This window comes from Polaromonas sp. P3_B1 (assembly GCF_056402935.1).
Genome location: NZ_JBFUGK010000066.1, coordinates 1 through 13,070 on the forward strand (window position 1 = coordinate 1; position 13,070 = coordinate 13,070).

Here is a 13,070-nt window from a genome sequence, read left to right on the forward strand (position 1 = left end):
GCCGAAAGTTGTTGCACGTGAGGTCGATGGCCGCTATGTCGTTGGCCTGACTGAAGAGGAACGCCGTGGACGGTACCTCATGTGCATAGATCTTGTAGCGCAACTGACCGGCTACACCGAGAGGAAGCGCATTGAACGCCACGATCTGACTTTGACCAGGCTATTGGATGAAGTCGATGTCGGCATCAGGCGTAAGGGATGGGAGCTTGGCAAAGTCGAGTTCGACTGGATCATGGCTAGATTGCGATCGCGGTTCCTGTGAGGCCACAAGAAGTCCAAACGTGACGCGTATGCATACCGACCGAGCGCAAGTTCAGTCGGCATCAACCAGTCCAAGCATTTATCCGCACCCCCTTGGCTCAACGCTCAACCTTAAGCAGCTCGATGATCTGGTCGACGCCCATATCGCGGCCGAAGCCCAGAGTGGCTCGGATGGGCTCGAAGGCCGTGGTCATTCGGCGATAGCGTGCCGCCGTCGGAGCGTGCGAGTTGAAGTCCCGCTTCTTGAACCGCGAAAACCGGTCCATCTTCTCCACCAAGAATCGCGCGATGCTCATCAGCGTGCTCTCGTTATTGCCGTCGAAGCCGTGAAACTTCGGCACGTAACCGTGGTTGAAAGCCTTGAGCTTCTCAATGTCTTCCTGAGACAGCTTCTCGATGCATCCCTCGACGAAGTCCCACATGTCCAGCGTATTGACCACCAAAGTGACATCAGCTGGGCGGTCCGCGTGCTTGTGGAATACGCCCTGCATCTCCCAGGTGGGCGCCCAGTAATGCCCCCCATAGACCGTCTCGGCCACGAAGTCGACATTCGTCTCGGCGTCCTTGATTTTCAGGTGCTTGACGATATCTCGCAGGACCATGAAATTGAGCTTGTCACCATCGGTGAGATGAATGCTCTTGCCCGTTATCGTGCCCAGCCCGATGTCCACCAACTGGCGCAAGGCGTCGGAGCGAGAGCTGGCTTGACCAGTACTCTCCATCCATTCATCCACACGCTGCAGCAGGTCGTCGTCCAACCGCAATTCAAATCGCTCAGTTCGCACCATGTACAAATCTCCGGTTAACCGGATATTTACCGGCATTACGTACAAATGTACGGCACAACGGAAATCTGCGCAAGGTCCAACTTTTACCCCCGGCTTCTTGTACAGAAATCGCTTGATTTGCTGTACAGCAAACCAAGCGATCTAGCCTAATCATCAGTTGCCCAGCTCGGTATTGCTCAAAATACTAGGCAACATAAAGTCAAATATGTTCGACACTACGAACCCTGCAGTAGCCTGGTTGATTGCAATTAATCACCCTAATTCGGGCGATTAATTCGTAAACAACCATCTTTCGCCTGATAATAGGCGGAAATGAATGACCATCGAACCGGCGCAGAATTGGAAGCAGAACTTGGCGAACAGCTTCGCGCTGCCAGGGTGCGAAGCAACGTCAGCCAAGCTATCCTGGCCAAAGAAGCTGGAGTGGCAGTTACCGCATTGAGACGCCTCGAGCTCGGCCAAGGTGCGACGGTTTCAACCTTCGTAGCCGTTGTGCGCGCCTTGGGCAGGCAGTCGTGGCTGGATAGCCTGCAACCCCTAGTGACTATCAGCCCGCTACAGATGCTCAAATCCAAACGGCAGCGGCAGCGCGCGGGGTCGCCGCACAAGTCGCGGGCACCTATCGGCTGAGAAGCGAAGTAGCGCTAACTGCGCTTGATGGATTCGCCTAGCACTGCATCAGATCTCAGCCGAAGCGTTAAGATTGAACGGGATCGATGGTCGCACACATGTAAGACAGAGCGGCGACGCTCTGGCCGGCGATGTAAATCGTGTCAGGATCAGTCTTTGATGCGGTCATCGATCTCAACTTCTTTGAGACCGCCGAAGCTCGTACACCGAATGGAACCATAGCTGAACGGTCGGCCGCTCAATGAGCTGCGGGGTGTCTTGGGACTCAACCACAGGGGCAAATTGATAACTAGTTCGGCGCCGAAGAACCACCATGATCTCCGTCGGGCCACGCCATCTGTTTATCACCTTGGCTCTAATTCCCAAGTAATCAACGACTGATCGCGGTTCGTTTGAAGCACTCTCTTGCGGAGGTGGGAGCCGTCGAAGATACTCCCAACTCTCTACTTCTTCGATGGCCTTGGCCGCAGCCGGAAGCAACAACAGGCTATTCGCGATCCTGTGAACCGTACGGCCACGTCGAGTTAAATGTGACCATCCAGTACGATTAATCGTTATTGGACCCAGGCTCCGATGCGTGGCTCCTCGTTCCTGCCAAGCCTTATAGAAGCGCCATGCCTCCCACTTCAATCCATTGGCATGCAGCCCGGTAACACGATGCTTCGCGTCCAGGTTTTCTCCGATTCTGATCTCACTCAGTTGCATACCGAGTTGCTGACGCTTCACGATCTTTGAGAAGCGCCCCAGACACTCTAAGCCAGGCTGAAATCTGTTCTTCTTGGGTACTTCAACCAGCGTGTCGGCCACATAGACACTTTCATTCTGCAGATTCACCCACCACGCCCTCTTGGGCGTTTTCCCCTGCTCTACAGGCTCCACATACACGAGAGCGCAGGGTATCGGAGATCTCAGCCAGTCGGACTTGTGCTTCGCCAGATCCGCGACCTTGACCCGGACGTAGTCATCTGTCTCGCTGCTAACCTGAGTCTCGCCACCTTTCACCTGCAACAGGATTGCTGTGCCTGCCAAACGGTGGGTCCACTTTCGCCGGTCTTGCGGACGCGCCGGATCGATGACTTTATTTCGCACAAAAAGGACTCCGTCAAGGCCATCATCAATGTCCTGAGACATTGGCTGCCACGACCACCCCCATGAGGCGGCCACGCCTTGGACAAACGCGAGGCTCGCCGCAGATGTGCGATTGGATTCGGATGTAATCTCAACTCTCCTTTAAAGGAATCACCGAGCACGATTCCAGGACGTGTTCGAGATCATAGTCGGGTGCTTACAAAAAGCGTGCACGATGCGTAAGACGTGACATCCCGACGGATCAATGCTCTAAACCGTGTTCATCTGATCCCGCAATGCCCAACATCTGATGACATTCAATGTCGCCACGTCTATCACTCCTAATTTTCTTCTGCTTTTAAAACAATCAGGGTAGTGCCTACGTGGGTCAGTTTTGGATGGAAATTACTGCGCTTATGGAGTGAACCCCTCGGACTGGACCACCGGAAATAGATGAACTGATACGCTTGCTGGGCCTCATAAATGGAGAGGCTCATGTCATCAAGAGGTCTATATCGCAGGCATACGGCGCAGTTCAAGCTGCAACTGTGTAGCGACATTCGTTCAGGGGTACTCGGGCGCCGTGACGCGCAAAAAAGTACACGCTGTCCGCCAATCTCATCCAGCTGGGGCTAACCCAGTTCGATCGTGGTGAGCTCAATACCGAGGAAGCCGAGGCAGACGCCATCGCCGAGTACGAAACCAAGATCGCTGCGCTGGAGCGAAAGGTGAGGCAGCTCACGATGGAGCTGGAGCTGGTCAAAAAAACTCCGCGCCTGCGCCTCGCGAGCGACAACGAGAACTCCTGCATCATCACCGGCCCCAAGCCTGCTCCGTCCGGCGGGGGTGCCAAGTGATTGAACTACCGCGCAGCACCTTCTATTACCGCGCCATGGTCAACACCACCGGCCTGGCAGATGACCAAGTGGTCGAACTCATCCAGACCATTCGGGATGAGCTACCCATCGTTAAAGCTCAACGGGATCGACATGAGGATGAGGATTGGGCACAGGTACTGCAAGAAAAGCCCCGAGGCCCCTGTTCGAAAAGCAGTATGTCGCTTGGATAGGACTGCCAAGCCAGCCTTAGCGAGCTACGTGGGGGTACAGGAAGCTCCAATTTCCTTCATCGTGGTCTTGACGAACACGACGGCAGCCGCTGGACACTTTTCGGGATGGCTTGGCGAAGAAAATACTGTCTGCGTCTCGCCGTCACGGTAGTACAACGCCTGACAAGCATTGCCCTTGCGAGTAACGCTGATGCGCCGTATCGAGGCTCCGAGCTTGCAGGTGTAGCTCGTCACTTGGTCTGCGTATTCGTAATCATTGCGAAAAATGAAGGGAGGATCAGCACCGGCGTAAGTCAGGACAACGCTTGGTTCGCCGTCAGGGATTTGATCTTTGACTCCGAAGTTCGAAGTTATGACCCATTTCCCCTTGAAAACGGGAATTTCTCCGGAGGTACCCAATTTAGCCACTTTGGTAATGAAGGCGACTTGCCTCGACTCGGGCGCGGTCGGGTCGGGCTTGGTCCACTTGGCGATACTCTTGGGAATGTACTTTTCGAATCGCGGCGTCCCCTTTTCGTCGTACAGGATCTTGCCCTTGGCGTCTTTCACGTATGTCGTCTTGGATAGACAGTCCATGTCGCGCGTCGACAAACAGTGAACTGTTTGAATCGCGTCGGCTGCCTTCGGATTGTGCATCTTGAAATTTTCCGAGCCACTCTGGACCAGCACCGCGCCTCCAGATCGCAAGAACGCCTCGGTCACAGCTTGCTCGTCGCCACCCGCGGCCGCAACGGCCAGCCCGCCGACAGCACCGGCTACCGCTGTCTTCTTGATGATTTCGGTGGTCGTACCGGAAGGTAGATCCGTCACGGCGGAGCCCCCCTGACTGGTTATGGCAGCGACAACACCTGCTCGGATCGCCATTTCTGGGTCACCAGTGGTGCGGTACGTATACCAGGCCGCATAAGCAGCGGCACCGCCTGGCCCACCGTACGTTGTCGCCGCCGCCTGGCCTGCTGCGTTGATCAATGAACTTTCCTGCGTCGCCTTAAAGTAGTTCTCTTCCGTGGCCTGCATGGGCTCCGTGCTAGTGTGCCAGGCAGCATCGAGAAACTTTCCTTCATTCGCGCGTCGTGCTGCATTGTTGGCTGCCTTGATCTTCCCCTCCAACTCTCGTTCTTGATATCGCTTGATTGCAGTGGCTGCTTCAGCTCCGTCGTTGAGGCTTCGTCGGGCCTGCTCGGCAGAGTCCTTCCAAGCCTTGAGATAGGTGGCGGTTGCGTCCTTGCTTGCCTTCTCGAGCGAGTGGACGGTGTCGCTGCCTGCCCTCTCGATCGTCGTGATGACGTCCCCCTGCGCATTGATCAGAGTCCTGATGGTATCGTTCGCAGCCGTCTTTGCCGTTATCAGGACTCCATTGCCAATCTGCTCCACCGCCTGAGTAGCGGCACCCTGAACGCCCGGAAATAGAAACGCCCCGGGAAGCACGTAGTTGCCCGGCTTTTCCCAGAATTCCTTCTTCGTCGGATCAGGGAGATTGGGTAGATCGACCTTCGGAGGATCGACCTTGACGTCATCCCCCTTGGCCTTGCCGAGGCGGCCGAAATCAATTTCCCAGGCGGTCACGACACTTCCCAGCATGAGAAGCCAGAAGCCGGCGATCGCTTTCAAGCGAGGAACATGCATCGAAATCTCCTATCCCGGTTAACAATCAGCCAAGGCTCTTCACTGTATTGCGAGCCAGGCCTGTACGCCTCGATATCTCGCGGATGGACATCTGATCCCACAATGCCTAACGCCTGATGACATTCAATGTCGCCACGTCTATCGCTCCTAATTTCCCCTACTTTTAAAACAAGCAGGGTAGTGCCTACGTGGGTCTGTTTTGGATGGAAATTACTGCGCTAAGTGGGTCAGATTTCGACGGGGTTCAACAGTACTCCCAAGCACAGAAGCAGATCAAGTCAATTGGCTTGGTAATAAGTCACATAAAGAAGAGCCAGAGACATGGGCTGCACCGGCTTGCGATCTCAGAACGATGCTGAATTCCGTCGAAATTTGACCCACTTATGGAATGACCCCTCGGGCTGGACAACAGGGATCACCAGAACGAAGCCGTAGCCTGCAACCCGCTGTGACTATCAGTTCGCTACAGACGCTTGAGCCCACACATTCACGACAGCGCGCGGGATCACCCCACAAGCCAAAGTTCCCATCGCCTGATCAGATATCGTGATCATGCTGCCTGGCTTCGGCGGTTCACCACACACATCCAAAGTACGTGGAATCAGTTATTTGAGCGTTGAATTGTGCTTATGTCTGCCTGCCGCGCATCTAGGGATCCTGCTCACGCTGTAGCAAGCTCCTCATTTAGCTTGAGACGTAAATCAGCGTAAAAAGAGATCGCGGATGCGCTCAAAAGGCAATCCAGTTTCAGCGGCGCGACGCACTTTACGATCAAGCGCGTGATTCAATGGCAACTCGCGATCAAGAGTGTCGAACAGATCCAGTCCATCCATGCAAATGACCCGCTTTCCGCGGCCGAAGGCGATGAGCCCATCTTCGGTGAAGCCGCTGTTGCTGACAAATAAGCCTCGGGCCCATGCGGCCTTTTGTTCAAGCTTACCTTGAAAGCCATGCAGGTCCGCGGCACCAACTTGCGTGGACTGCCACTTAGCCTCGATTAGATAGGTTTCACCTTGCAAAACGAAGCTACCGTCGATTTGCTCCCCTCGGTTGCGAAATGGCTCGCGCGCCTCCAGCCCGAAGAAGTTGAACGCATCGCGCAGCCAAGCCTCGAATGCATATCCGCGAGGATGCGGCTCCATCGCTGAAAGTTCTATCAAGCGCTGTTTTAGAGCCAACATCTTTGCCCGGTCGAATGCCGGCTTTGGCGGCTCTCCGACGGGGGGGACTGCGTCGAGCTTGCCCTGCATGCGGTTAAGCAGCGAAAAAAAGCGGCCTTCCGCGTTGGCAACCCATTCTTCGCGGCCACGATGCTTACGCGTAGCTTCGCGATAGTCCCACAGGGCCCGCAGTGTCTTAACCGAAGTATTGATATCTACTTTGTTCAAATAGCACCGAAGCCGCTTGGCCTTGGAGTTGCCATTAACGCGATAAGCGTCGTCGTCAATGTCAACATTGAGTTCTTCGGCGAAGAACGAAGACATTGTGCGGTCAGAGAAGTCCAGCACATAGCCGCTGCCCATCTCAAACAAGTCATCGACAAACGCAGCGTCGATTGCGCGTATGTTGGGCATACTTCTTTACTCCTTCTCTCGCACAAGAGGAAATTCTATAGCGTGGGGGGGGTGGTCAATTGCATTTACGCCTCATCCGAGGGGGGGTGCGGACATTAACTTGGACTGATTTATGCCGTAAGTCCAAGACTCTCTCGGTATTCGATGCGGCGGTAACAACCCTGATTTGCGGTAACTTCGGGTTTCAAGTGAGATGACTTGGCATCGTGTATCGATACTGAAGCGCTTCCAAGAGCCCCTCGTCGATCACCCAAGGAAGCTCCACGTGAACTTGCCCCCCGCAGGCAGTCAGCCGGCCTCCATTTTGCGCGACCTGAATGCCGTGTACGACAAAAAGGACCGCTGAAGAAGAATCGCGGCGCGCGTGTTCAACTTCATTACGAGTCAGGAAGACTGAATGACCACGGCCCGCGGTCCCTTTCACTTCGATCGTCAGTATTTTGTGACCGTTTTCCGCGAGCACGTCATACGGATGCGTGCGCGACACATTCCGCACTCGAAATCCCCGGCTACGAAAGTGACGCAGAGCGATGGCCATGGCGTGGCGTTCCAGAACAAGCCTGACCTCGGTGTTCGCCACGAAGCCTTGACCAGGCTGCCGCACAGTGTCTATCGAATTTCGTAGCGAATCATCTTGCAGCACAGCCGCCAGTTCGTTCAACTGAAACAGGCGCACGAATTCTTTCGGAAGCTTGAATGCATAGCCTTGAAGCGGCCGCACGGGACGCTCTGCGAGCTCGAACGGAAAATAGATTGCGTGACCAGGGTGTCGGAGCCGCAATGTCTCCATCATTTTCCGAAGCACTGGCTTTTGTTTCCGCAGGTCCTCGAGCCGTAGCGGAACAGCAAGACGTGTGTAATCCGCCAAAGGTACCACGTAGCCTGGTCGTTCATGAGGCTGAACGCCCTTGGCGCGTGCGAACGTTCCTCGCGCGCCCCATACGATAGGTCTCGGCTGCCACTCACCCGCGACACGAGAAACGGCTACCAAGGCATCGTGCGGCTTGTGATAATGGAAGACTAGGTCACCAATTTTGGCAAGCTTGAACAACGAGTAGCGCCAGTTCTCACGTCCCGCCTCGTCAAGTTGAGGCGCCCGCAGATTGGCCCCGAGATCGAGGCGGTCAGTGAACTCAAGCCAGTACCGTTCCGCGGTATCGCGGTGCCACCAAGGAGGTTTCAAGCCCACCATCGTTTCTCGGTTGAATGCCAATGCTGACAGAAATCGTAGGCAATCACCGAACGTGATTGCTGTGATCTCTAGCTTGAGCACGGGCTGTTCGCATTTAGGTTCTGCTCTGTATTCCGCGCCACGTGCGCAACCACTCAACTCACATCACTTGGTCAATCCGCTGCATCAGCGTCCGTCTGAGCCGGCTGGCATCGGAGGGGTTGTTGGCGTCGAACGATTGAACTTCCGCCGTCGGGAACGTTCCGGAGTGTCCCCCAAAAACCACCAACCTGTCTTCGTAGACGGCGCTTTCAGCGAAGGTTCGAGTTGACCGCAAGTGCGCGAGTTCCTTCCAGCCGCCCCCCGCGTGCGGATCGAAGGTCGCGATGGTGTTGTATTCCTTGCTGTTGTATTGCTTGTCAACGAAAAGACCACCGATGATCAGCGGAATATGCGCGGGCCACGCCAAACCGGGAGAAAACAGGCCCTGCGGCATGTCGAACAGCTTGGTCCAGCGGCGCGACTTGGTGTCGAACGTCATCACTTCGGTCAGCGTGTCCCAGAAACCGCGTGGCCCAAGCCCGCCGGCGATGGTGATTTCGGAGCCGCGGGTCACCGCAGCGAGCGCTCTTCTCTTGGGAATGCCTAGTGGGATCACTTCAGCCGTCTTGCGAGCAGCCAAGTCGAAGATCTCGATCGTATCGTGAAAGGTGTCAGGCTTGGAGCGCCACGGATCAGATTCGTCTTGGCTCGGCTTTGACCAGCCGTCCCAGCCGCCGATCAGATAGACCAAGTCACCGACAACACCCAGAACGTTGGACGAGCGTGGTGCGCTCAGGCGCGCGGCATCTTCCCAAATGTTCTTGCCAATGTCGTAGCGGCGGACGATGTTCGTGGAGCGCACCGGCCATTCACCATCGCCTTCGTAGACAAAACCGCCGAAAGCAAAGATACCGTCCCCATACCCGCACATGCGGAATCCTTGGGCCCGCACCGGAAAATCTGCGATCTGCGTCCATTCGCCGGTCTTCAAGTTGAGGCGGTGCGCCTGCCTCGAAATGTTCCCGCGGTCGTAATAGTGGAATTCGCCAAGATGTCCGCCCACCCAATAGACGAAGTCGTTGTGCTGGGCAAAGCCCGCCGAAGATCGAGGACGGCCGGGAATGTCCTCGTACTCGATGTTGGTGGTCCGAGCGGCTTGCTGGTCAGGCAGTGCGGCCTGGGGGCGGCCAAGCACCTGGGCGCCGGCACTGCTCACCAGAACGCCTTGCACGCCCCATCCGACGAAGTTTCGCCTATTCATTTGTTCCTCCCTAGACGAGAATGTAAAACCCCTTACTTCTTCAAATCTGCTGTGGTTCGAAACAATCCTGTCTAGCGGGGCGTCTTGCCGCTGACGGCGTTCATCACTGAAGTGTGCGGTGTAATCCGTGGAGCTGCATCCTCCGAATGGAGGATAGCAAGTCACTGCAAGAACCCCTCTTAGGAATTTCTAGCAGCTCTGTGTTTGAGGCGTAGGACACCAAGTGTCTGCTTTGGATCCAAAGCCGAATAGCATAAGAGCCTCAACCTCAGGGAGCACCATGTCGCAGATTCTCACAACAACCGCTCGATTCAAATGCCCGAAGTGCCACAAGCCGGCAGAATGTCAAATCTCGGTTCCTGAACCCAACTGGGGAGCCGGTGAGAAGTTTTCCGATTTGGTCTCTAATGGCGAAACTGAACTACATTGCCCCTCTTGCGACACGTCATTTAGCGGAACGGTGAGCAATAGCGCTTCGGGATGCCAAGTGGAATTGGATGAGTACCCGAACACTCGGGTAGGTGCCGACTATGCCTTCTTTTCCCCCGAAGATGATTTCGAGGACTGGGTTGACCAGGATCCGCCGGCGAATCCTGGCGATTACTTCTTGAGCGCACAGAACGCCTCGAAAACGATTCTCCAACAACATGGACTTCAAGGCGTCGAGGTGGAGGCTGTTAGCGCCGGCATGGTCAATCGGATGGTTTTTGTCCAACAAATTAGTGCCTTCGAAGCGTTTCTCGGTGACGCGCTTCTATTGCTTGTCTTGGAGGACGAAAGGGCGGTGGTCAACCTAGTGACCAAGCACAAGCACCTTGTTGAGATGAAGGTTACGTTGGCAGAAATCGCGAGATCTAGTTCGTTTTTGCAAGACAGGGTTAAGGCGTATCTCAAAAGTGTGCTCTATCACAATCTAGGGCTTGTCCAGGCCATTTATAGGGATGCCCTCGGCGTCGAGCTTCTCGATAACAACGCAGTTAGGACGGGCCTCCAAAAAGCAATCGAACTCCGGCACGACTGCGTCCACAGGAATGGGCGCGATAAAGACGGAAATGAAGTGGTTCTTAAAACACCTTATGTGCTCGAAGTGATGGAGTTGATTTATAGTTTTGTGAACGAACTTCAAACCAAACTCGAACAATACCGACAGCAGAACGGTAAAGTTGAGCCGTCAGCCACTAGCACCACCGCTTGAAACGGCGACAAGCGTCTGTTGAATTCCACTGAAGTCTGACCCGAGTTTTCCATCGAATATTGACCCACACTCTTTGTGAGCAGAAGGTGCTCACGATGTGGATAAGTTCTTGGTTTTCTCCTTTTTGGGCTGAGTCTTTGCAGAGCTGTTTTTGAACCGATAGCTGTCGTTTCCAGTCTCAAGGATATGACATCTGTGGGTGAGTCGATCCAGAAGAGCGGTCGTCATTTTTGCATCACCAAAGACACTGGCCCATTCTCCAAAGCTCAAATTGGTCGTAATTACGACACTAGTTCTTTCGTAGAGCTTGGATAGCAAGTGAAAGAGGAGCGCACCTCCTGACTCGCTGAAGGGTAGGTAACCCAGTTCGTCCAGGATCACCAGGTCCACATACATCAACCGATGAGCGATCTGTCCTGCATGGCCGTTGGCCTTCTCAAGCTCCAGAGCGTTGACCAGTTCGATCGTGGAGAGGAACCGGACACGCAAGTGATGATGCTCAATAGCCTGAACCCCTATCGCAGTGGCCAAATGAGTCTTTCCGGTGCCTGGACCACCAACCAGAACGATGTTTTGAGCCTTGTCGAGGAACTCGCATCGATGCAACTGGCGCACCATTGCCTCGTTCACTTCACTGTGGCTGAAGTCAAAGCCTGCCAGGTCCCGGTATGCAGGAAACCTGGCCAACTTCATTTGGTAAGCCATGGACCGCACTTCACGCTCCGCGGTTTCGGCTTTGAGCAGCTGGGCAAGGATCGGCTGTGCCGCTTCGAACGCCGGTGCGCCTTGATCACCCAGCTCGGCTACCGCCTGGGCCATGCCATGCATCTTGAGCCCTTTCAGAAGGGCTACGATTGAGTTTGAGGACGAATTAAGTGCCAAAGCGCATCTCCTTGTCCTCATCGACCTCTCTAAGCGAGTCATAGCGCCCGACGTTGGCCTGTGGTTCCCTGGCAAGCTTCAGTGCCTGAGGGGCGATGACCTCGGGAACGGCCGTCTTTCCGTCCACCAGGCGGTGCAGCACGTTCAGGATATGGGTCTTGGTTGGGACTCCAGCGTCCAGTGACGTCTCTATGGCTGCCAGCACCGCTTGCTCGTCATGCTGCAATACAAGTGCCAGGATTTCCACCATCTCGCGATCCCCGCCGACCTTCTTGAGCAGCAATGCCTGCAGCCGCTTGAAGGCCGCCGGGAATTCGGTGAATGGGGCGCCATTCCTCAAGGCGCCGGGTTTGCGCTGCAGCACAGCCAGGTAGTGGCGCCAGTCGTAGACGGTGTGCCCCGTCCCGTCGTGGCGGCGATCGATGATTCTTGTGTGCTCACAGACCACCCGCCCCTCCGCTGCAACGACCAGACGGTCTGCGTAAACCCTAAGACTTACAGGCCGGTTGGCAAACGATGCCGGAACGCTGTAACGGGTGCGCTCATGGGTCACGAGACAGGTCGGCGAGACCCGCTTCGTGTGCTCGACGAAGCCATCAAAGGCAGGCGGAGGTGGCATCAGGAAGGGCTTTTCCTGAGCCCACACGTCGGCCACCGTGCCTGGCAGCTTGCCGTGCACGATCTCCTTCCAGAGGGCCTTGCAGCGCATCTCCAGCCATTCATTGAGCTCTATCAAGGTGCCGAAGGCCGGCATGGGCTGCCAGAGACGATGGCGGGAATCACGGACGTTCTTCTCGATCTGGCCTTTTTCCCAGCCGGAGGCGGGGTTGCAGAACTCGGCCTCGAAGAGGTAGTGGTTCACCATGGCATTGAAGCGGGCGTTGACGTCCCGATCCTTGCCGCTGCGAACCTTGTCCACCGCCGTCTTCATGTTGTCGTAGATGCCGCGCTTTGGAACGCCGCCCAGCACGCCAAAGGCGTGGTTGTGGGCGTCGAAGAGCATCTCGTGTGTCTGCAGCAGATAGGCCCGGACGCTGAAAGCCCGGCTATGGCTGAGCTTGAAATGCGCCACCTGCAGCTTGGTGCGCTCGCCGGCGATCATCGCCCAGTCCTCGCTCCAGTCGAACTGGAACGCCTCTCCGGGCCCAAAGACCAGCGGGATGAACGTGCCGCGGCCGGCAGTTTTAAGCGCCTCCTGGCGTTCCGCGCACCATTTCCGGTAGAACGCCGCCACCCTTCCATACGAGCCGTCGAACCCGAGGGATACCAGATCTGTGTGGATCTGCCTCAAAGTGCGCCGCTGTTTCCGCGATTTTGTTGCCTCGATGACCAACCAGGTGGCCAGCTTCTCGGCGTAGGGATCGAGCTTGCTTGCGGTTGCCCGCCTTTGGTAGCTGGGCTCGCTCTCTTCCGATCGCAGGTGCTTCTTCACTGTGTTGCGAGCCAGGCCTGTACGCCTTGAGATCTCGCGGATGGACATCTGATCCCTCAATGCCCATCGCC

General features: G+C 55.8%; 12 protein-coding genes and 1 pseudogene. 4 read left to right on the top strand and 9 right to left on the bottom strand.

The window, feature by feature from the left end; translation table 11 throughout:
* On the top strand, positions 1 to 262 hold a 262-nt coding region (locus AC1DXS_RS24150), incomplete at its 5' end, for a hypothetical protein (RefSeq protein ID WP_477739978.1).
* 97 nt (positions 263 to 359) lie between these two features.
* Here the strand turns inward: AC1DXS_RS24150 and AC1DXS_RS24155 are convergent.
* Positions 360 to 1,019 (bottom strand): YfbU family protein, encoded by a 660-nt coding sequence (locus AC1DXS_RS24155; RefSeq protein ID WP_477739979.1) that lies wholly within the window; start codon positions 1,017 to 1,019, stop codon positions 360 to 362.
* A 342-nt stretch (positions 1,020 to 1,361) separates the two neighbouring features.
* Between AC1DXS_RS24155 and AC1DXS_RS24160 the strand changes: the two genes are divergently transcribed.
* Positions 1,362 to 1,679: a helix-turn-helix domain-containing protein gene (locus AC1DXS_RS24160; RefSeq protein ID WP_477739980.1), complete on the top strand. Its 318-nt coding sequence runs from the start codon at positions 1,362 to 1,364 to the stop codon at positions 1,677 to 1,679.
* A gap of 174 nt (positions 1,680 to 1,853) precedes the next feature.
* On the opposite strand, the gene AC1DXS_RS24165 is transcribed toward AC1DXS_RS24160, so the two are convergent.
* Positions 1,854 to 2,897: a DUF4365 domain-containing protein gene (locus AC1DXS_RS24165; RefSeq protein WP_477739989.1), complete on the bottom strand. Its 1,044-nt coding sequence runs from the start codon at positions 2,895 to 2,897 to the stop codon at positions 1,854 to 1,856.
* 578 nt (positions 2,898 to 3,475) lie between these two features.
* Here AC1DXS_RS24165 and AC1DXS_RS24170 point away from each other — a divergent pair.
* A complete protein-coding gene (locus AC1DXS_RS24170) occupies positions 3,476 to 3,604 on the top strand; it encodes a hypothetical protein (RefSeq protein WP_477739981.1) in 129 nt (42 codons plus the stop codon).
* Between the two features lie 236 nt (positions 3,605 to 3,840).
* Here AC1DXS_RS24170 and AC1DXS_RS24175 read toward each other — a convergent pair whose 3' ends face one another.
* The 5 genes and pseudogenes from AC1DXS_RS24175 to AC1DXS_RS24195 all read right to left on the bottom strand — a co-directional run bounded on the left by AC1DXS_RS24175 (position 3,841) and on the right by AC1DXS_RS24195 (position 9,490).
* Positions 3,841 to 5,442, bottom strand: coding sequence for a hypothetical protein (locus AC1DXS_RS24175; protein ID WP_477739982.1), 1,602 nt, complete (start codon positions 5,440 to 5,442; stop codon positions 3,841 to 3,843).
* Between the two features lie 37 nt (positions 5,443 to 5,479).
* Positions 5,480 to 5,584: pseudogene (locus AC1DXS_RS24180) on the bottom strand (XRE family transcriptional regulator); the annotation flags it as partial.
* A 559-nt stretch (positions 5,585 to 6,143) separates the two neighbouring features.
* Positions 6,144 to 7,016, bottom strand: coding sequence for a restriction endonuclease (locus AC1DXS_RS24185; protein WP_477739983.1), 873 nt, complete (start codon positions 7,014 to 7,016; stop codon positions 6,144 to 6,146).
* A 184-nt stretch (positions 7,017 to 7,200) separates the two neighbouring features.
* Positions 7,201 to 8,289, bottom strand: coding sequence for a protein NO VEIN domain-containing protein (locus AC1DXS_RS24190; protein WP_477739984.1), 1,089 nt, complete (start codon positions 8,287 to 8,289; stop codon positions 7,201 to 7,203).
* Positions 8,290 to 8,347: 58 nt separating this feature from the next.
* Positions 8,348 to 9,490 carry a Kelch repeat-containing protein gene (locus AC1DXS_RS24195; protein WP_477739985.1) on the bottom strand — a complete coding sequence of 381 codons (1,143 nt, stop codon included), beginning with the start codon at positions 9,488 to 9,490 and terminating at the stop codon, positions 8,348 to 8,350.
* A gap of 280 nt (positions 9,491 to 9,770) precedes the next feature.
* Here AC1DXS_RS24195 and AC1DXS_RS24200 point away from each other — a divergent pair, with 280 nt between their 5' ends.
* A complete protein-coding gene (locus AC1DXS_RS24200) occupies positions 9,771 to 10,685 on the top strand; it encodes a hypothetical protein (RefSeq protein ID WP_477739986.1) in 915 nt (304 codons plus the stop codon).
* Between the two features lie 90 nt (positions 10,686 to 10,775).
* On the opposite strand, the gene istB is transcribed toward AC1DXS_RS24200, so the two are convergent.
* Together istB and istA are read right to left on the bottom strand one after the other, a co-directional pair.
* Positions 10,776 to 11,588 carry an IS21-like element helper ATPase IstB gene (istB, locus tag AC1DXS_RS24205; RefSeq protein ID WP_477739987.1) on the bottom strand — a complete coding sequence of 271 codons (813 nt, stop codon included), beginning with the start codon at positions 11,586 to 11,588 and terminating at the stop codon, positions 10,776 to 10,778.
* A partial coding sequence (gene istA, locus AC1DXS_RS24210; RefSeq protein WP_477739988.1) for an IS21 family transposase occupies positions 11,557 to 13,070 on the bottom strand: 1,514 nt, incomplete at its 5' end. The genes istA and istB, both read right to left, overlap by 32 nt.

What these genes read in the sequence shown, in the direction of transcription:
- AC1DXS_RS24185 (WP_477739983.1), bottom strand. Translation starts at nt 7,016, where the DNA reads ATGCCCAACATACGCGCAATCGACGCTGCGTTTGTCGATGACTTGTTT.
- AC1DXS_RS24160 (WP_477739980.1), top strand. Translation starts at nt 1,362, where the DNA reads ATGAATGACCATCGAACCGGCGCAGAATTGGAAGCAGAACTTGGCGAA.
- AC1DXS_RS24175 (WP_477739982.1), bottom strand. Translation starts at nt 5,442, where the DNA reads ATGCATGTTCCTCGCTTGAAAGCGATCGCCGGCTTCTGGCTTCTCATG.
- AC1DXS_RS24200 (WP_477739986.1), top strand. Translation starts at nt 9,771, where the DNA reads ATGTCGCAGATTCTCACAACAACCGCTCGATTCAAATGCCCGAAGTGC.
- istB (WP_477739987.1), bottom strand. Translation starts at nt 11,588, where the DNA reads ATGAGGACAAGGAGATGCGCTTTGGCACTTAATTCGTCCTCAAACTCA.
- AC1DXS_RS24195 (WP_477739985.1), bottom strand. Translation starts at nt 9,490, where the DNA reads ATGAATAGGCGAAACTTCGTCGGATGGGGCGTGCAAGGCGTTCTGGTG.